Here is a 20,959-nt window from a genome sequence, read left to right as displayed (position 1 = left end):
AAATTAATAATTTCAGGATTGGATCATAATAAAAAATTAATCTGTATATGACATAATTTTATTGTGCACATAAGCGGCGCGAAAATTCGATAAATACCGCATAAACACAGGATTTATACAGTTTGTATGGATATTGCTGGAAAATCAGACGGAGATTTTAATACACGATCTGATCAAATATGTAAGATCTGGTAACACTTGACATATTGTTACAGAATTGTTACAATTTCGTTGATTATTGAATGAGGGAAAAAATAACATAATTTCATTCAGGGAGACGTAAGATGATAGAATTGGAGAACGTGAGCATGACATACCCTGGTGGTATAGAGGCTCTCAAGAATGTGAATATAAACATAGAAAAAGGAGAGTTCGTATTCATAGTTGGAAGCAGCGGATCAGGAAAGACAACACTGTTCAAGCTGTTGCTCAAGGAACTCGATCCTACAGCCGGAAATATCACGGTTGCCGGTTATGACTACAGCAAGATAAAGAACAAGGATATACCGAAGGTCAGAAGAAGGATAGGAGTGGTGTTCCAGAACTTCAGACTGCTTAAGGACAGGACCATATACGAGAATGTGGCATTTGCACAGAGAGTTATCCAGACTCCGGTTAGATATATAAGAAGACGAGTGCCAGCGATGCTTACACTGGTGGGACTTGCAGACAAATACAAGTCATATCCGAAGGAGCTTTCAGGTGGTGAGCAGCAGAGAGTAGCCATGGCGAGAGCGCTGGTAAACAATCCGGATATCATCCTTGCGGACGAGCCGACCGGAAACCTTGATCCGAAGAATTCGCTTGATATCATGAATCTCCTTGAGGATATCAACAAGAGGGGAACCACGGTTGTGGTTGTAACTCACAACAAGGATATCGTCAATGAGATGAAGAAGAGAGTTATCACGCTTAAGAAGGGCGTGATCATCAGCGATGAGAAGGAAGGAGGATATATAGATGAAGATTAGTACATTTTTCTATATCCTCAGACAGGGATTTGCGAATATAAGAAGAAACATACTGTTCTCACTGGCATCGATAGGAACGATCATATCGTGCCTCTTCCTGTTTGGAATCATCTATGCGGTGGTTGTGAACTTCCAGTCGGGAATGCAGGAGCTTGAGAGCACGGTTACAATATCGGTATTCTTTGATGAGGATACCTCAGATGAGACGATACAGCTGATAGGTGAACAGATAAGAACACTTGATTATGTAAATACGATGGATTTTGTATCGGCAGATCAGGCGTGGGATAACTTCGTTAAGCAGAACTATGACAATCCACAGGCTGCAAAGGATGCATTTGGAGATGACAATCCGCTTAAGAATGCAGCGTCATACGAGGTGACGCTCAAGGATGTGTCAAAGCAGCCAGAGTTCGTTGCATTCGCACAGGGGCTTTCAGGAGTGAGAAAGGTCAAGAGTTCAGATGTGACGGCTGACAGCATAACGACACTTTCGTCACTGGTAGGATATGCATCCATCGGAATAGTAGTCATACTGATGCTGGTGTCCATCTTCCTTATAAGCAACACTATCACGATAGGAATCACGGTGCGCAAGGAAGAGATCGGGATCATGAAGCTCATAGGAGCGACAAATGTGTTCGTAAGGGCGCCGTTCATCATAGAGGGTGTCATCATAGGAGCTGTGGGATCGGCGATACCGTTGGTTCTTCTGTATTATATGTATGACAAGATACTGACATATGTGGCAGGAAGATTCCAGGTTGTAACGACACTGTTTGCATTTGTGAGCCAGAAGGAGCTGTTCAGCACGATGGTTCCGGTCGGACTTGTACTCGGTATAGGAGTCGGACTTGTGGGAAGTATTCTGACGACAAGGAAGCATTTGAGAGTGTAGTGCTTTAAGGCGATGAGAGAATATAGCAGTGCAGAGATAGTAGCAATGCACAAAAATTTCACATTTAGTTATCACTTTTTTAGCGGTAGTATGTGTTATAATATTGATAAGTAGGGCATAAAGACAAAACATTGTGATATGCATTTAGGAGGCATGGATAATGAGAATAGATTTATATAATATAAAGAAGAAAGGTATGCAGATGGCTGTAGTTACCACAGGAGCAGTGCTCATGTCGTTTACATCATTATTTGCAGTTCCGGGATTCAGTGTACATGCAGAGGAAACCAAGGAGGAGGTTGAGCAGCAGAAGGAAGAGGCTCAGCAGGGACAGGCAGAGGCAAAGGCAAACGCAGAGAAGTACCAGAAGAAGGTTGACAAACTTACTGCGACGGTTAACGAGCTTGATAAGCAGGCCACAGATATCAGTACACAGATCGTACAGAAGAAGCAGGAGGCCGATGATCTTCAGACAGAGATAGATGAGACACAGACAAAACTTGCTGAGGCACAGGTCAGCGAGGACAACCAGTATGTGGCTATGAAGAAGAGAATACAGTACCTCTATGAGGAGGGCGATGTAGAATACATAGATGCTCTTATGTCATCCGCTTCATTTGAGGACAGTTTGAATAAGTCAGAGTATGTTGATCAGCTCAGCTCATATGACCAGAAGCAGTTGGACAAGCTGGTAAAGACAAAGAATGATATAGCTGAGTATGAGCAGACTTTGAAGGATGATCTGGCAGATGTTAAGAAGGTTCAGGCTGATCTGGAGCAGAAGCAGTCAGATCTCGACGCGGTAATAAGCCAGAAGAATGAGGAGATCAATAAGTACAGCGGTGACGCTGCCATGCAGCAGGCTCTTGCTGAGGAGTATGCGAGACAGGAGTCAGAGTTGGATGATAAGCTGGCTGAAATAGCACGTCAGGAGGCAGCCAGACTTGAAGAGGAGCGTAAGCAGGAGGAGTTACGGAAACAGCAGGAACAGCAGGAAGATAATAATGGTGGTGCTGATGACACTGACAATTCCGGCAGTGACGACAATTCCGGTGGTGATGACAGCAATAATACAGGCGGTTCATCCACAGGAACAGGTCGGTTCATTTGGCCGGTTTCAGGTCCTATCACAGATTACTTTGGACCTAGAGAGTCTCCAACAGCAGGGGCAAGTTCAAACCATATGGGTATTGATATAGGATGTTCGTATGGAGTGCCTATTGCGGCGGCTGATTCGGGAGTTGTAACAGTAGCCGAGTGGGGCGAAAGTGGTGGTAACTACGTTATGATCGATCATGGCAATGGATTTGTGACAATGTATCTACATAACTCATCACTTGCAGTAAGCGTTGGTGATGTGGTTTCCCAGGGACAGACGATTGCGTATGCGGGATCCACAGGATATTCAACAGGAACACATTGCCATTTCTCAGTATTTCTTAATGGTTCATATGTTAACCCTTTGGATTACCTGTAAAGAAATATTTATATAGTAAATAAAAAGGCGCGGTTCATGAATGAAAAGTGAATTGCGCCTTTTGCTTTTTGTACGTGGGAAAAGATCCTGACACCATATATAGTGGTGGGGAAAATGGCGTTTAAAACATTCGATTAATTAAGAAAAAATAGGATCTGTGTCGGTTGACATAAGTGTTAAAAGTATTTATACTCACACTGGACTGACTATTTAGAGATTTAAGGAGTGTATCATGGTTTTTTCGAGCATGGAGTTTTTGTTTAGATTCCTGCCTTTATTTTTGCTTATCTATTTTGTGACAAAGCCGAAGTACAGGAATATTGTACTGCTTTTGGGCAGCCTTGTGTTTTATGCATACGGCGAGCCTGTATATGTGTTCTTGATGATGTTTTCAATTGTGTTCAACTACTCAGTTGCAAGGCGTATAAAGCGTTTCTATGACATAGAAGTCTATTCGGAGATAGACTGTTCATTTGAGCGCAACTGCTGGCTTGCGGTTGCCATGGTGTTTGACTTTGGCATGTTGTTTGTGTTCAAATACATCAATTTCTTTATTGAGATAATCAACACCGCTGCAGGCACGAAGATATTTGACGATGTGGCAGTTACTCTGCCGCTTGGAATAAGCTTTTATACATTTCAGATCACATCATATATATTTGATGTGTACAGACTGAAGTATCAGGCGGACAAGAGCATCATCAAGTTTGGAACATATGTGAGCATGTTCCCACAGCTCATAGCGGGACCTATAGTCAGCTATGATGAGGTTAAGCCTGAACTGGATCATCGTGAGACAAAAGCTGACGACATAGAGCGCGGTGCGACTCTGTTTGTGCTCGGACTGGCATACAAGGTGCTTCTTGCAAATAAGATCGCAAGTCTATGGAATGACGTTCTGACCGTTGGCCCGTTTGGAATAAATACGCTCACGGCATGGCTTGGCTCCTGGGGATATTCGTTCCAGCTGCTTTTTGACTTTATGGGATATTCGGTTATGGCTATAGGAATCGGTCTGATCCTCGGCTTCAAGATCCCAGAGAACTTCAAGGATCCGTATATGGCGCACTCTTTGACAGATTTCTGGAGGCGCTGGCATATCACACTTGGCAGATGGTTCCGTGAGTATGTGTATATACCTATGGGCGGAAATAGAAAGGGCAGGCTGAGAATGATACTTGCCATGTTCACAGTCTGGATGTTTACAGGACTGTGGCACGGGGCAGACTGGAACTTTCTCATATGGGGATTGTTTCTTTTTGTAGTGCTTCTCATAGAGAAACTGTTTCTCGGCAAGGTATTTGACAAGGTGAAGATATTAGGACATGTGTACATGTTCTTCCTCATACCAGTGTCATGGACAATATTTAACATAAGCGATCTCAAGACACTCTACCTGTATCTTAAGAGGATGCTTGGAATGAATATAGAGGGGTCGGTGCTTATTCACGCTACGGACAAATTAAATATGCTGATACAAACGTATTGGTGGCTTTTGCTCCTCTGCATTGTGTTCAGTACACCGTGGCCGAGAAAGCTTATAGAGAGATTCTACAAGAACTGGCTATGCAAGCTTATCATGCTTGTGTTGTTCTGGTTCTGTGTATATCAGATAGCAAAGGGTGGTTCAAATCCATTCCTTTACTTCAGGTTTTAAGGAGGTGGGCACATGAAGAAATTATGGCAAATGATAAAGGGCTGCCCACTGTTCACAATCCTGATATTGTCTGGGATCATAGTCACCGCTGGTGGATATGCCGGTGCAGCATTGGGAATATACAAATGGGATGTGACATTCAAACATCCTATGGTGCAGACAGTGCTTCTTGATGAGAAAGCCGAATCTGGAAGTGAGAGCGATGCTTCGGAGGTGTCCACAGCGAAAGGAGACCTGGATAAGAATGAACAGCACAAAGACGTAGATAACAGCACGGAGGCTGTAAAGAACGGGAAACCGTTGGAGAAGACAGAAGAGCAGACAGATGGAAAGTCAGAAGACAAATCCGATGCAAAAACCACAGAGAAGTCTTCTGAGAAAAACACAGAGAAATCAACAGAAAAGGGATCTGGCAAAACTACAGAAAAGACGACCAAGAAATCTACAGAGAAGAAAACAGAGGCTACAACTGAGAAAAAGGCTTCAATAGATACAGGTGGTTCGTCGACGCCGATCAGCAGACCGACACAGTACAAGAAGATAAAGACCAGAAAATCTAGAAACAACTGCTACGGAGATCTGACAAAAATCGCACTGGAGACAGATTATCCTTATATAAAGGTCGACAAGTCATACTTTGATGATGCATTGTTTATAGGAGACTCACGTATAGAGGGACTTGCGCTGTATTCAGGTCTTGACAATGCGCAGTTTGCATATATGGAGGGACTTACGACATTTGGCCTTATGAGTGAGAAGATAGCAGCAAATGGAACGGCGACACTCACCGATCTTCTGGGCAGTCAGACATTCAAGAAGATATATATCATGCTTGGAATAAATGAGGCGGGATACAATACAGATTCGTATGTATCTAGTTACATGGATGCGGTATCACAGATTCAGGCTTTACAGCCAGATGCGGTCATATTTATGATGGGCTGCATGCATGTGTCAAGCGATTATTCCGACACGCACGATATAGTGAATAACGATAATATAGATGAGAAGAATGGTGCCATAGCCGCATATGCAGATGGGATTAAGCTGTTTTATCTGGATATGAATACCGTGGTTGACGACGGCAAGGGCGGTCTTATCAAGGATTACACATGGGATGATATACATCTTCAAGCGCAGTACTACAGTGTGTGGGAGGATTATCTCTATTCACATGGTCTGAAGGATGATGCATTTAATTAGAGTTCATAGATTCCGGGGAATCACGGTGAAGACGCATGTGAGTGCGCCGGAACTGTGACCGGAACAGGTGGTTATCAGGGCTTGCGGCTGCGCGGACATTTGGTAATCGCTGCTATAACTGTAAGGAGGCTTAAATGTCAAAAAATCTAGTTATAAAAGACAAATATAAGGGAATCCTGTTCATAATCATGGCGGGATTCTTTTTCTCGCTTATGACATTTTTCGTTAGGATATCAGGTGATCTGCCAACTATGCAGAAGGCATTTTTCAGAAATGCGGTGGCTGCGGTCGTTGCGATCGCGATGCTCATGAGGACTGAGGAGAAGTTCAGGATAAGAAAGGACAGCTGGCCGGGGCTTGCGGCGAGGAGTATATGCGGTACAGCCGGACTCATCTGTAATTTCTATGCCATCGACAAATTAAATATTGCCGATGCAAATATCCTCAACAAGCTCTCCCCGTTCTTTGCGATCATCGCGTCCTATTTTGTTCTGAAGGAGAAGGCAAACAGGATCGAGTGGGCATCCGTTATACTTGCATTTACTGGGGCGGTATTTGTGGTAAAACCTTCATTTCACATGGATTTTCTGTACGCGATGGTCGGGGTTGCCGGCGGACTTGGCGCAGGCGTTGCATATACATATGTGAGAAAACTTGGCAAACAGGGAGAGCGCGGACCAGTCATAGTCATGTGCTTTTCAGTGTTCTCATGCATCGTGACACTGCCTTTTATCATAGTGGATCATGCGCCGATGTCGTGGCAGCAGACTGTATGCCTGCTCTGCGCTGGTCTTGCGGCTGCAGGCGGACAGTTCAGCATCACGGCGGCTTATCAGAAAGCTCCGGCGAAGGAGATATCGGTATTTGATTATAGCCAGGTCATATTTGCAGCCATACTGGGATTTGTATTTCTGGATCAGATACCGGATGCGCTCAGCATTACTGGCTACGTGATAATCATCGGAAGTGCTGTGTTCAAGTGGTGGTACAGTCTGAGACAGGATCGCAAAGCTGCGGATGGACAGTGAATATAGATAAAATCAGTGTAATGATGAATAATTGAAAATACAACAAATAAAAGACGGATATCAGAAGTGTAAAATGGGTAAATGTTAATTTCTGATATCCGTCTTTTATAATGTTAAAATTAAAAAGGAAGGTTATGAGGAGTGGGTTCCGGAATTTCAGAGGCGCCGGACCACTCATCTATGTAAATATGATTGTTGTTAGTCTGAGTGACGGCGAGTGCGCTGATGCTGCCTGGGCACTTCGTACATCCGCTGTCCTCATCAATCTGGTTATATACTACAGGGATACTGTGTTTATTTTGTGTATCGGATGTTAAGGAAGTATGTTGAAAATGTAATTATAGTATGTTCAGTGTGTACGAGAAACACAAGAGCGTAGCGCTACTGGATGTCGCCATATGAAAAGTTATAAAGTATTATCGAGGACGGTTGTAGATTAAGGTTTTTGCATGGTAAAATGATTGTATGAAAATTGATGTGCATCATACGAAAATGACTCTTAAAAAGGGGGTATAAATATATGGATAAAGGAAAAATGCTTGAAGAGATACAGGAAAAGACTGAGGAGATAAAGGGCAGAGCGGAGGAATTGCATAAGGTGATAGAGGAGACCATTGCCCAGAAAAAACAGCAGCATCAGGAGGCGAGGTATATAGAGCTTGGAGCCGGGGACAGCCAGGATAAGAAGACTGTAATCATCAAAGATGGATATGGTCTGGTTCTCGGAGGAGGCGGAGGCAGAGGTTCCTATGAGATCGGAGTGTGGAAAGCCCTTGAGGAGTATAAGGATGTCATAGACATAAAAGCAGTTTCGGGAAGTTCGGTGGGCGCGCTCAATGCAGCGCTTTATGCCTGTGGTGATCTGGATAAGGCGACACAGATGTGGTACGACATAACAAATGACAGAATACTCTCCAACAAAGATATAGACGAGGACAACAGAAATAAGTGGTATGAGTCCATCAAGGAGAAGCTTACGACCATAGACAATCCGGTCATTCAGAGTGCTATAGAGTGTATAGGACTTGACGCGGTGGCAAAGGGAATGAAGATAAAGGATGGATTTTTCTCAAGGGAAGGACTCATGGATATACTGGAAAATTCACCTGTGTTGACCGGGGTATCCAACAGCAAGATGAGCTGTTATGCGACCTGTCTCAATGTGGAGGGTAAGCCCACACCTGAGAGATTTCAGCTTGCAGGCATGGAGCCTTCAGAGATAGAGCGTATACTTCTGGCGTCATCTGCGATACCGGTTATATTTCCGATGGAAACTATAGATCAGACTAAGTATTATGACGGAGGCTTCTTCCTCGGCGGTGATAATGTGCCGATACAGCCGCTTTATGATGAGGGATACCGCAAATTTGTGGTGGTTCATCTGGATGCGCGAAGGACTGACAGATATGACGATGCAGAGATGATACACATCTATCCATCCGTGCCGCTCGGCGGAGCCATAGACGGAATGCTGGATTTCTCACCGGAGGGGGTGGAAAAGAGGATAGCCCAGGGATATAATGACGCGAGGGCTGTCCTGGTGCGGTACTTCGGACTCAGGAAGAAGATAACGGAACATGAGAATCAGTCAGGTGCGTCACTGTATTTCACACGGCATGGACAGACGGTGTGGAACGTGGAAAATAAGATATGCGGTGCCACAGACATAGAACTCACAGAGCTTGGACACAGACAGGCGGAGGAGCTTGGTGAGATCATAAAGAATGGCGGATATCATATAGATGAGATATTGTATTCTCCTCTGGTCAGAGCATCTGAGACCGCAAGGCATATATCTGAGATCACCGGGATCCCGATGAGGGCGGAGGAGAGACTCAGGGAGCAGTGCTTTGGTAAATACGAGGGAACCGCCAGAGATGGAGCAATATTTGCTGAGGCGAAGACACATTTCCTGGATCATTATGAAGGCGGTGAGACTATGGTGCATCTGTGCCAGAGAGTCTACAATCTGCTGGATGAACTAAAAGCGGAGTCCCAGGAAAATGGCAAAACATATCTGCTTGTTGCACACAACGGAATTTCAAGGATAGTGCAGTCATATTTCAATGATATGACAAATAAGGAATTTGCCGCATTTGGAATAAAGAACTGCGAAGTCCGGGAATATAGATTCAGATAGATTCAGAAGAAAAGTGTAATTTTTATGGGGATAAGAACCATAGAAGTTACACTTTTTTGTATTAAAAGATATATGCCGAGGCACTTGATATATAATGAGTACTTCGGCAATGGCATAATGATAAAAAGTATCATTATGAAAGTTGACAGGGAAAAAGATCTGTGCTATTAAATATATGAACAGTTATTCACATGTTTAATTAAACACTGCGATAAGTGCTATAAGCGATTTTTGAAAAATCATATTGCGATTTTGTGTATAGCGTCAGATGAAAAAAGGAGAGAATTATGGGAGAAAAAAGTTTCTTGAAGATCAGTGGAATAAGAAAGAGCTTTGGCTCAGGTGAGAATAGGACAGAGGTTTTAAAAGGGATTGATTTTGAAGTTGCAAAGGGGGAGTTCTGTGTGCTGCTCGGACCATCCGGATCGGGAAAATCCACACTTCTCAATATAATAGGTGGGATCGACAGCCCGGATTCGGGTTACATATCCATAAACGGGGAAAAGACAGGGGACATGGACGAGAAGACATTGACAAGATACAGGAGAAAGCATCTCGGATATGTATTTCAGATGTACAATCTGATCCCAAACCTCAATGTGAAGGAGAATGTAGAAGTCGGTGCTTATCTGAGTGATGATCCGCTGGATGTGGACGAGCTCCTCAAGACACTTGGGTTATATGAGCACAGACATAAGCTTCCAAATCAGCTTTCCGGTGGACAGCAGCAGAGGACATCGATAGGCAGAGCCATCGTGAAGAATCCGGATATACTTCTGTGTGATGAGCCGACGGGAGCACTGGACTACAATACCTCCAAGGAGATACTCAAGCTGATAGAGGATGTCAATCAGAAGTACGGCAACACCATAATCATGGTAACACACAATGATGCCATCAAGAACATGGCGGACAGAACAGTAAAACTCAGGGATGGAATGATAAGACGCAACATAGTCAACGAGAACAAGATATCTGCGGCTGATCTTGACTGGTAAAAGGATGACGTTCGATCGGAAAGGGGACTTGATATGAAGAATCCATTGTGTAGGCGAATTCCAAAGGAGCTCAAAGATGACTTTGGAAAATATATAGTAATATTCCTGTTCATGGTGATAACCACGGGAATGGTGTCCGGGTTTCTTGTTGCCGGAGAAAGCATGAAACAGACGTACAATCAGAGCTTTGACAAATACAATGTTGAGGATGGACATTTTGCCCTGAACAGTGAGGCGACTGACGATATGAAGAAAGCTATCGAGGACGAGGGTGTAACTCTTTATGATATGCCATACTATGACCTTGATATGAGCATAAAAAAATCAGATAGTAAAACTGATAATACTTCGGCAGATGGTGAAAGAAGGACACTGAGAATATTTGAGGTCAGACATGATGTAAACAGGATGTGCACAATGAAAGGCAGCCTGCCAGACAGAGATGATGAGCTTGCCATTGACAGAATGTTTGCTGAGAACAATGACATTGAGATCGGGGATGAACTTGAGGTCGGCGGCAGAGATTACAAGGTGTGCGGATATGTGGCATTATCTGACTACAGTACAATGTTTCAGAATAACAATGACACAATGTTCGATGCCACCATATTTGGTGTCGCTGTTGTGACTGGAACTGAATTTGACAGGCTGCCTGAAAATGGCAGGGAATGGTCCTATGCTTGGAAATATAACGACGGCATGCCCGATGACGAGAAGAAAGAGAAGAAACTTGCCGATGATCTGTTAAAGACGGTATACACTCAGGCAATGATGAATGGGATCACAGTCGACACCTTTATCCCGAGATATCAGAATCAGGCCATCAACTTTACCGGGGAGGATATAGGCAGCGATACTGAGATGATGAAGTGGTTCGAATATATCGTCATCGTGATACTTGCGTTCATATTTGCCGTTACCATCAGCAACACTCTGACAAAGGAGGCGTCTGTCATTGGAACTCTTCGCGCGTCAGGATATACAAAGAGGGAACTGCTCATCCATTACATATCACTTCCTGTCATAGTTACATTTGTGGCATCGATAGTTGGAAATATACTGGGGTATACATGCTTTAAGGATATGGGGGCGCAGCTGTATTATGACAGCTACTCGCTGACAAAGTACGAGACTATCTGGAATGCGGATGCATTTGTCCTGACTACGGTCATACCATTGATAATCATGCTGGTTGTAAATTTACTGGTGGTGAGCAACAAGTTGAAGCTGTCTCCGCTTAGATTTTTGAGACATGATCTCAGCAGATCGAGACGAAAGAAGGCAGTAAAACTTCCACATTGGAAATTTATGACAAGATTCAAGACCAGGGTGATACTTCAGAATATCCCTGGATATGTGGTCATGCTCATAGGAATATATTTTGCACAGGTCCTTATGATGTTCGGGCTGATGCTCAATCCTTTGCTGGAGCACTACCAGGATGATGTGCTGGACAATATGCTGGCTGCACATCAATATGTACTTGATTCACAGGTTGAGACTTCTGTTGATTCGGCTGAGACTTACTGCGTAAAGACACTCAAGACCACAGGGGATATCGATGATGAGATCATGGTGTATGGAATCCATGAGGACAGCAGATATTTCCCGAAGAAGTTAAAAGATGGAGATGTTCTTGTCTCGGATGGCTATGCGGATAAATACAGGCTTTCAGATGGAGATGAGATCAAGCTCAAGGAAAACTATGGGGATGATATTTACAAATTCAAACTGACGGGTTCGGTCAAGTATCCATCCACGCTGGCGATATTCATGACAGAGGATGATTTCAGACAGACGTTTGGACTGGATGAGGGATACTTCACAGGTTATTTTTCGGACGAAGAACTGACGGACATCAGCGACCATGTTGTGTCCGAGATTACAAAGGATGATCTGATAAAGGTATCGAGACAGCTCAAAAAATCTATTGGAAGCATGTTCTACATAGTCATAGCATTCTCACTTTTGATGTTCATGCTGCTTGTATACCTGCTCACAAAGCTCATAGTTGAGAGAAACACGATCTCAATATCAATGGTGAAGATACTTGGATATGACGGCAGGGAGATAGGAAAACTGTATCTGTCGTCCACAACTATCATGGTGGCGGTGGTGACAGTGATAGACATTCTGCTCAGCTATGTATCTCTTAAAGTCATATACAGAGCAATGCTCACGGAAATGCTCAGTGGATGGCTTCCGATATACATGGCTCCTTGGATATTCCCGCTTATGTTTGTCCTCAGCTTTGCATGCTATCTTGTTATAGCGCTGATGCAGATGAAGAAGATAAAGAAGATCCCGATGGACGAGGCACTGAAAAATGTAGAGTAGCACGTGTGATCGGACTATGGCATTATAATAATGGTAATTAAGGAGAATTTTATCCTTTTTACTGTCTGAAAGGGAGTAAAAGATACACAAATGAAAGACTTTGTATCTTATCCCCTGTATTTCAGACGGAATCAGGATAAAATTCTCCTTTTTATCGCGATATTTGCATCATTGTGAAAAACAAATCGTTTTAGACGCTGTACCTACAGGCTCGTTAGATATTTCCTGTCACGGTGACTACCGCAGTTCCAGGCGTTGTCGTTATGACTCCTGTGGCTGTATTCTGGGCAAATGTAGCTGCAGGAACAGTTATCTGCCCTGCAACCGTTGCAAAAGCTCCGGTTGTCTCGTTGTAGGTGTAGTTAGTGGTCTCAGTCCATGCATTTCCGTTGTATGTCACAGAAATGTTGCGGAGAACCGGATTGAAGGTGTCTGTGATCGTCACGTTATCACCCACGGCTGCTTCAGTGTTTCCGTAGTTCTCAATGACAAATGTGTATGTTAGCTGACCGTTTGCCGGAACGATACTTGGACTGACGGACTTTGTGATCGTGAGATCCGGTGAAGCGACAGGAGATACTGTTTCCGTTGCAGTTATAGGATCTGCAAGTCCTCCGCCGGTGATGGTCACGGTGTTGACAACAGAGTCCTCATTGCCACGAGGTGTAAAATCATTGGTTGAAGCCTCATATATGATAGTAGCATTTCCTCCTGCCGGAACAGATATTCCGGTAATGGCAAGAGGTGGACCTGCAGTGACTGCCGGCGCTGTTGAGAGCGTGCCATTTGTATAGTATCTGACAGATCCTGCAATATAGTTCAATGGATAGATTGTATTTGCTCCCACTGTGTAAGCTCCGAGATTATCTGTGAGCGTGAGGTTTGTGAGTGCCAGCGTGCCAGTGTTCACCAGACTCACCACATATGTGATGTTATCTGGCGTTCTGTAAGTGTCAACGACCGCGGTCTTGGATGCGGTAAGGACATCAACGATTTCTCCGGTTATGATATTGGAATTGGTGGATCCTCCGTTGTATGACAGAGTTGCCTGATTAGTGAATGTTGCCATTACTTTACCTCCGTGATATGTTGTGATGAGACTGTTTAAGTCTCTTCTATAGAATATGATAAATGCGGCTGGCAGGTTACATATAATGTTGGGCAGAAGAGGGGGAATGTGTTATACTTAACCTAATTACGCGTAATGGTTATAATGGTTATCAAAGCTTTGAACTTGAATAACAAGATGCGCATAGGGAGGCCGCATATGCGATCAAAAGAGAGAAAAAGAATATTGGCATTTGTGGCTGCGCTTGCTGTATGTACCGGTACAGTGTTTGAGGGGCTGACATCCGGAGCTGGTCAGGTATATGCAGATTGCGATAAACGGAGCAGTATTCAGCAAGGTGCCTCTGAAGGTATACCAGTGAAAATGGTTGACAGCGTGGACGAGCTGGATGAGGCCATGGACGAAGCAGGGATGGTAAAACCTGAAGATCTGGGAAAAAGTGGATACACAGCAGAAATAGGTGGCGAGCTGGCAGGATATGATGTAGGCGGTGACACAAAAGCACAGTCAGAATACAGCCTCAGACGAATAGTGTTATTTGCCGATGAGGTGAGCGATGATTATGGTGCTTCTGATATAATATGCTACGACAAATATGATTATTATATATTTGGATTTGACACTGAACAGGACACAGAGCAGGCATACCGGCAGATGGTAGCGGATTATGGCAGCGACAAATGTATGCTGGATGAGATAATGCATGCGGATGATATACTGGCGGACAGCGGCACATCTACCAGCTCATATACGGCAGTGAGTTGGGGAACGGAATATATGGGAATGGATACCTTGAAAGCGAGCGTGTCATCGTACAGTGTGGAAGCCAGGGTGGATGTGGCGGTCATAGATACAGGAGTGAACGATTCAAATACCCTCTTTGAGGGAAGGATAGATAAGACAGCGAGCAGGAATTGCTATGACAGTGACAACATCGGGGATTACAGTGACAGTCTTGGCCATGGGAGCCATGTAGCGGGGATAATTGCGGATGCCACGCCAGACAATGTCAGACTCACAATATTGAAGTGCTTCTCCGACAGCGGGACTACATCCGGAACGGTTATACAGAAGGGTATAATGGCAGCCATCGATCAGGATGTTGACGTGATAAATATGAGCGTTTGTTTCTATGGGGATAATGCGAAAGAGGATACAAAGGTCACAATAGATGGCTTCATAGCAGAGGCGAAAAAACGCAGCATAGTCATGTGTGTTGCTGCGGGAAATGCGGGCAGAAATGGATCTCCGATGGATGTCGAGGGTAATTCCTATCCGGCAGACAGGGAGGATGTGATAACTGTGTCCGCGCTGCAGAAGCTGACAGCAGGTGATACAGATGGTGTGGGCGATACAACGGTGAAAGTTGACAATACCACAGTGAAGTTTGCCTCGGGATACTCGTATTACGGTGACAAGGTTGATTTCTCTGCGCCGGGAAGTGCCGTGAGGTCGGCATGGAAGGATGGCGGATACAGATCAAATACGGGAACATCCATGGCGTCACCTCACATCGCGGCGGCAGCAGCCTATGTCAAGATGGCGGAGCCTGAGCTCACAAATTACGAGCTAAAGGCGAGACTTATAGAGTACAGCGTAGATCTGGGCGATGCCGGCAAGGATATTTACTGTGGATATGGCTGTCCGTACATGGCTGACTATTTCCGGAACGTGTATGATGATGGATCCGATATCGCTCTGGGAAAATGTACTGTCACAAGGGCTGACAATACCTCTTCGGGCATCAAAGTATTCTAGGATCAGGCAGAAAATGCGGACGGTTACATGGTGTACCGCAAGGAGGTTGGTGTTGGGTATCATTGTATAGCGGTAGTGAATGGGGAAACTTTCACATATGAGGACAATGATGTACAGCCGGGAACGTACTATAGATACGCGGTAAAGGCCTGTAGAGGTGAAAAATTGGGTTCATGTGCGGGAACATTTCTCACAATCAGACTTGCAACGCCAAATGTCGCAGCGAAGAATGTGAAGGGCGGAATAAAGGTTGCATGGAGCAAGACGGCAGGCGCCCAGGGGTACAGGATATACCGGAAAAAGAAGGGAACGTCTTCCTGGTCGGTGTATAAGTCAGTCAAAGCCGGAACGTGTTCAATGATGGATACGGGAGCCAGCCCGAACGCCACATATATTTACACGGTGAAAGCATATCACAGCTATGTGTGGAGCTCTTATAGTTCTGGCGGGGCATCGGCGTATAGAGTGCCAGATGCTACATTTGTATCGGTGAGGTCTGATGCTAAAAGGTCTGTGTATGTAAAGTGGAAAAAGCTTTCCGGTATCACGGGATATCAGTTGCAGAGAAGCTATGATGCCTCATTTTGCGAATACAGGGCGGTTAATCTTTCCGGCAGTGCGATGGACAGAACAATGAAATATCTTACGCCTGGTAAGACCTGTTATGTCAGGATAAGGTGTTATAAAAAGTCAGGCGGAAAAGTATATTATGGGGCCTGGAGCACAGTGAAGAAGATAAAAGTCAGGTAATTATGATTATATTATAGAAGACAGAAGGCAGGATATATGGCAGAAAATAAAGATATGGAGAACTACAGGGCAACCTCCGCAGAGGAGGAAGAGGATTATTTTGACAATGTTGAGCTTGAACTCGACTACAGCATAAGTGTGACCGAGGGCTCTGTTGAACTGAAGAAAGACAGCATAAAAGAACAGAAGAAATACATGAGAGACAGCCATGGCGATATGGATGATGAGGAGTTCCTTCAGAACATGCAGCTTGTGAACAATGATGAGGCATACCTCACAAGGGCTGCAAAACGGCTTGAGGTGTATGAACATCAGAAGAAAAATCCGTATTTTGGAAAGGTCACGTTCAGATACGATGATGAAGGAGATGTCATTCCATTTTATATAGGAATGGCTGGATATGAGTCGGATATGAACAATGAACAGCTTATATACGACTGGCGTGCCCCGGTATCTTCTATGTATTACGCATATGAGAAGGGACCGGCGTCATACACGGTGAACACGGAGGATATGGGCAGTGAGAAGTTCACAGGGCATATAATTGAGAAGAAGCAGTTCGTTATCGTAAATGGAAAACTCAGGGAGGCTGTGGATACCGATGCAAATATAAATGATGTCATACTGCTTGAGGCTCTTGGCGGAAACAGCAGTGTGAAGATGAAGAGTGTGGTTGCGACAATACAGAAGGAACAGGATGCTATCATAAGAAATAGAACGGCATACAACCTGATTGTTGACGGCAGGGCAGGAAGCGGCAAGACTGTCATCGCCATGCACAGGCTCGCCTGGCTGCTCTACAATTACAAGACGCTGGACAGTGACAAGGTCATGATACTTTCACCGAATAGTATATTTGGAGATTATATATCGGATGTGCTCCCGGAACTTGAAGAAAACAGTGTGCCGGAGAAGGAATTTGACAGTCTCCTTGAGGAGCTTTTGTATATAGATGAGGAGTATGAGACAAAGCTTGAACAGTCCGAGTTCATCATAGACAGCGGGGATCAGGAGAACCAGAGGATAAGGAACCTAAAGGTCAAGTCATCCATAGGATTTTATGACAGGTTCAATGAATTCCTGGAGAGGTATGTTTCAGAGATAAAGTTCAGAACGTTCCACTACCAGAAAGTGGAGTACACAGGCGATGACATATCAGCCATGTTCAACGGAAGATTTTCAAGGAAGCCGGTGTATGAGAGATTTGAAAATATAGCTTATTTTATAGTGGACAGAGTCGAGGATAATTCTCCGAAGGAATTCCCGGAGGAGAAGAAAAATAATCTTGCAAGGCAGATACAGAAACAGATGGTCAATCTGTTTGCGGAGAGAAATCTAGTGAAGCTATATGTGGATTTTCTTGCAGAGATGGAGCCGGAATATCCGGGAATATCAGAGTACAAAAATGAATACGGGAAGATATGTTATGAGGATATACTTCCGATACTTTATCTTCAGGTATATTTCTACGGATGCAATACCTACAACAATATAAAGCATCTAGTCATAGATGAGATGCAGGACTACACGATATTCCAGTACGCGATTTTAGACAGGATATTTGGATGTAAAAAAACTATCCTGGGAGACCGCTATCAGGTGCTTTTCTATAATCCGGAAGAGACTGTGGTAGATGTCCTCACGAAGATATTTGCAAAGAGAAACGGCCAGGGTGGTTATGAGCTCATGGAGCTTTCAGAGTCGTACAGATCCACGGCGGAGATCACGGAGTTCTGCAATAATATACTCGGCGACGAGGGTATAGGCGGAAATACAGTGGAGAGGCATGGCAGGGTGCCGGAGGAGATACAGTGCGGATCCCTGGATGAGGCTGTGGAATTTATAAATGACAAGCTGAGCTACGGAGATATGGATGCGTACGACAATATAGCCATTTTGACAAATGACGAGGCGGATGCGTACGAGGTGTACAGGCAGTTATCCGAGTACACTGAGGTGACACTAATCACAAACCAGTCAGTGGTATATTCTGGAGGTGTGGTCGTGCTTCCAAAGTTCCTTGCGAAGGGAATGGAGTTTGACGCGGTGTACGTCATGACGGATGGAACTTATAAAAACAGTATGGTGACAAGACATACACATTATATTGCATGTACGAGAGCTTTGCATGAGCTTTATGTTATCGATGTGATGCAGAGTGAGTGATATAGTTACAGAGATACAATATAGAGAAAAGTTATACGGCATCTTCATTTTGAATGAAGATGCCGTATTTTACGCGAGCAACGAGCCAAAGTCCGTGCTTGCAAATTGTGCAAATTGTGCAAAAATTACATAATAACACAAATAACGCACTTTTATTATTGCAGAACACACAAATAAATGCTATTATCAAGGAAACGAGGAAACCAAGAAGAGTTTTCGAGTTTCCTGAGAATGTTCAGTAAGTACAGGGACATGATGGATACCTGTGGACAGGAGGGTGTTATGGACGGAGAAACACAGCAGCAGTTACGGCTTAGAATATACGAGGCGACCATAGAAGAGTTCCGTGAGAAGGGGTTCAAATTCACCATGGACGATATGGCAAGACGCCTTGGTGTGAGCAAGAAGACAATATATCAGGTTGTGAGAGACAAGGAAACATTATTCTTTGACACAGCGACATATATATATGAGCAGATTAAGAGAAGTGAGCAGGCGGTCATGGATGACGACAGCCTGACCACGGTGGAGAAGATAAAGGCAATACTCATAGCCATGCCTGACAGCTACAGCGAGCTGGACTGGAGACAGATATATCAGCTTGAAAAATCGTATCCAAGGATATTTGCCAGGGTGAGAGTAATGATGGAGCAGCAGTGGGATAATACCATAGAGCTCCTGAGACGTGGAATTGACGAGGGAGTTATAAGAGATATTCCGATACCGGTTATCAAGACCATGTTCGAGGCCACACTTGAGAAATATATGGAGACTACAGTCCTGATAGATGCAGGACTTACATTTGACGAGGCGGTGCAGTATACACTGGATGTGCTTATGGATGGTATATCCTGTAAGGAGCAGAAATTGCTATGAATGAAGGGATTATCTGGAATAGGCCCCCGCGACCGGTTCAATTCACCGGGGTGAGATGGGCGGTATATATTAAAGACAGGAGGGTGTGCTATGGGAAAAAGATCTGAGGTTATATTTGGAAACAGGATGAGCAGCCAGGTAGTGAAAAGGGCGGAGAACTCCAGGGAGAGATTTGTCAGGAGATTCGGTGATGACAGTGATGTTGACTATCCGCTGGCAATTGTTAAAAATCCTTATATTGGAGATACTCTCGGCGTCTCCAACATTGTTATAGACAGCGGAGCCAGTGACGATGCGGGTACTGGCGGCTGGGAGGATTTTGACCGTGACAAAGGAATCATAGTTGGAAATATCAGGATGGGATTTGGACACTACAGAATATCCATGGCGATAGCATCTGCGGCAAATCATTTGGGATATAAGCCATACTGGATGGATCTCAATTCCTACAGTGAGACCACAGGCGGAAAGGTCATAGAGGCACAGAACAAACTGTATTCTCTGGGCTCACGGATATCAGGAAAGAGTAAGGTCTTTAATAAAGCGGTGTGGGAGCCAATGAACTATGAGGGCTTCAGGAAGCTGTCATACAATGCCTCGGATCAGATGAATGCGGAGCTTATGACACCGGTGTTTGGAAATGTTCCAAAGGATATCCCACTTGTGGCTACACATGTGTGGCCGGCTCAGGCAGCAGTCCACGCAGGAATGAAGCATGTGGTAAACGCCATTCCGGACAACTGGCCTATGGCGCTCCACCTTGCGGAGGGAAGCCTTCATACGGTGCAGACAAGATCGGCATACCTCGGTTACAGGACGCTGAATGGAATGCAGGGGGATGAGGTGCTTAAGCCTATGCCCGGCGATTCCATCAGATACGTTGGACACTATATAGACCATGAGCTGGTGGCAGCCATAGAGGAGGACTGTGACAGGAGAATAGAGAGAAGAAAGAGAAAAGCACCGATGCGTTTCTTCCTCACCATAGGAGGAGCCGGAGCGCAGAAGGATATATTTGCAGCTATTATCAGGACGGCGCTTGCCAGCGTGAAGAAGGGCAACATGGTTCTGTACGTGAATCTAGGCGATTATATGAATGTATGGGAAGAGCTGGTGAGAGAGATACCAGCTATGGAGAGCCTTGTCACTACACATTTCGATGACTGGAGCGACACCACAGCATTTGCGGATACGGCTCTTAAGGAAGAGGTGCACGGAATACACGCATTTTGCCACGAGAATATATATGAGGCTGTGTACTGCACTAACCTTCTCATGAGAAGCTGTGATGTACTCATAACGAAGCCGTCTGAGCTGGCCTTTTATCCAGTTCCAAAGCTGTTCATCAAGAGAGTTGGCGGGCATGAGCAGTGGGGCGCAATACACTCGGCGGAGATCGGAGATGGAACACTGGAGTGCCGTGACATACCACACACACTCCAGATGATGAAGCTGTTCATGCAGGATGACAGCATACTCACAGGCATGTGTGAGAACATAAAGCGAAACAAAGCGGACGGAATATATGACGGAGCGTATGAGGTAGTAAAACTGGCGATGAATATGAAGAACTGAGGCGTAAGGATTGCGGTCAGAATAATCAGCAGGCGTGGATTAGCACTGCTTTTAAG

At 44.6% G+C, this 20,959-nt stretch carries 16 protein-coding genes and 1 pseudogene; 16 read left to right on the top strand and 1 reads right to left on the bottom strand.

Annotated features, from left to right (window positions below; translation table 11 throughout):
* Positions 1-284 precede the first annotated feature (284 nt).
* From ftsE to NQ536_RS11595, 11 genes and pseudogenes are all read left to right on the top strand, one after another.
* The gene (gene ftsE / locus NQ536_RS11645; protein ID WP_119203457.1) at positions 285-971 is read left to right on the top strand and encodes a cell division ATP-binding protein FtsE; all 687 of its coding nucleotides are present in this window, start codon (positions 285-287) and stop codon (positions 969-971) included.
* The gene (ftsX, locus tag NQ536_RS11640; RefSeq protein WP_147335350.1) at positions 961-1,869 is read left to right on the top strand and encodes a permease-like cell division protein FtsX; all 909 of its coding nucleotides are present in this window, start codon (positions 961-963) and stop codon (positions 1,867-1,869) included. The genes ftsE and ftsX overlap by 11 nt, the downstream gene beginning before the upstream one ends.
* 160 nt (positions 1,870-2,029) lie before the next feature.
* Positions 2,030-3,346 (top strand): murein hydrolase activator EnvC family protein, encoded by a 1,317-nt coding sequence (locus tag NQ536_RS11635; protein WP_004853284.1) that lies wholly within the window; start codon positions 2,030-2,032, stop codon positions 3,344-3,346.
* 232 nt (positions 3,347-3,578) lie between these two features.
* A complete protein-coding gene (locus NQ536_RS11630; RefSeq protein ID WP_044998355.1) occupies positions 3,579-5,003 on the top strand; it encodes an MBOAT family O-acyltransferase in 1,425 nt (474 codons plus the stop codon).
* A gap of 12 nt (positions 5,004-5,015) precedes the next feature.
* Positions 5,016-6,206, top strand: coding sequence for a GDSL-type esterase/lipase family protein (locus tag NQ536_RS11625; protein WP_004853287.1), 1,191 nt, complete (start codon positions 5,016-5,018; stop codon positions 6,204-6,206).
* A 134-nt stretch (positions 6,207-6,340) separates the two neighbouring features.
* On the top strand, positions 6,341-7,234 hold the full coding sequence (locus NQ536_RS11620; protein ID WP_004853289.1) for a DMT family transporter: 894 nt from the start codon (positions 6,341-6,343) through the stop codon (positions 7,232-7,234).
* 188 nt (positions 7,235-7,422) lie between these two features.
* On the top strand, positions 7,423-7,551 hold the full coding sequence (locus tag NQ536_RS11615; RefSeq protein WP_256276475.1) for a hypothetical protein: 129 nt from the start codon (positions 7,423-7,425) through the stop codon (positions 7,549-7,551).
* A 203-nt stretch (positions 7,552-7,754) separates the two neighbouring features.
* Positions 7,755-8,519: pseudogene (locus NQ536_RS13980) on the top strand (patatin-like phospholipase family protein); the annotation flags it as partial.
* Positions 8,520-8,834: 315 nt separating this feature from the next.
* The gene (locus NQ536_RS13975; RefSeq protein WP_334290441.1) at positions 8,835-9,374 is read left to right on the top strand and encodes a histidine phosphatase family protein; all 540 of its coding nucleotides are present in this window, start codon (positions 8,835-8,837) and stop codon (positions 9,372-9,374) included.
* Between the two features lie 287 nt (positions 9,375-9,661).
* Positions 9,662-10,372 (top strand): ABC transporter ATP-binding protein, encoded by a 711-nt coding sequence (locus tag NQ536_RS11600; RefSeq protein WP_004853298.1) that lies wholly within the window; start codon positions 9,662-9,664, stop codon positions 10,370-10,372.
* Positions 10,373-10,405: 33 nt separating this feature from the next.
* Complete coding sequence (locus NQ536_RS11595) at positions 10,406-12,709, top strand: ABC transporter permease (RefSeq protein WP_004853300.1); 2,304 nt, start codon at positions 10,406-10,408, stop codon at positions 12,707-12,709.
* Between the two features lie 214 nt (positions 12,710-12,923).
* On the opposite strand, the gene NQ536_RS11590 is transcribed toward NQ536_RS11595, so the two are convergent.
* Positions 12,924-13,778 (bottom strand): hypothetical protein, encoded by an 855-nt coding sequence (locus NQ536_RS11590; protein WP_004853301.1) that lies wholly within the window; start codon positions 13,776-13,778, stop codon positions 12,924-12,926.
* Between the two features lie 198 nt (positions 13,779-13,976).
* Here NQ536_RS11590 and NQ536_RS11585 point away from each other — a divergent pair, with 198 nt between their 5' ends.
* The 5 genes from NQ536_RS11585 (at position 13,977) to NQ536_RS11565 (ending at position 20,903) form a co-directional block, all read left to right on the top strand.
* Complete coding sequence (locus NQ536_RS11585; RefSeq protein ID WP_044998356.1) at positions 13,977-15,536, top strand: S8 family peptidase; 1,560 nt, start codon at positions 13,977-13,979, stop codon at positions 15,534-15,536.
* 27 nt (positions 15,537-15,563) lie between these two features.
* The gene (locus tag NQ536_RS11580) at positions 15,564-16,286 is read left to right on the top strand and encodes a fibronectin type III domain-containing protein (RefSeq protein ID WP_004853305.1); all 723 of its coding nucleotides are present in this window, start codon (positions 15,564-15,566) and stop codon (positions 16,284-16,286) included.
* A gap of 36 nt (positions 16,287-16,322) precedes the next feature.
* A complete protein-coding gene (locus NQ536_RS11575; RefSeq protein WP_004853308.1) occupies positions 16,323-18,452 on the top strand; it encodes a HelD family protein in 2,130 nt (709 codons plus the stop codon).
* A 282-nt stretch (positions 18,453-18,734) separates the two neighbouring features.
* Positions 18,735-19,328: a TetR/AcrR family transcriptional regulator gene (locus NQ536_RS11570; protein ID WP_022058130.1), complete on the top strand. Its 594-nt coding sequence runs from the start codon at positions 18,735-18,737 to the stop codon at positions 19,326-19,328.
* A gap of 90 nt (positions 19,329-19,418) precedes the next feature.
* Positions 19,419-20,903, top strand: a complete 1,485-nt coding sequence (locus tag NQ536_RS11565; RefSeq protein WP_004853315.1) for a DUF6937 domain-containing protein — start codon at positions 19,419-19,421, stop codon at positions 20,901-20,903.
* Positions 20,904-20,959: the final 56 nt, after the last annotated feature.

It is taken from the genome of Coprococcus eutactus, from assembly GCF_025149915.1.
Lineage (GTDB): Bacteria > Bacillota > Clostridia > Lachnospirales > Lachnospiraceae > Coprococcus > Coprococcus eutactus.
This window is presented reverse-complemented; position numbering and strand designations above follow the sequence as displayed.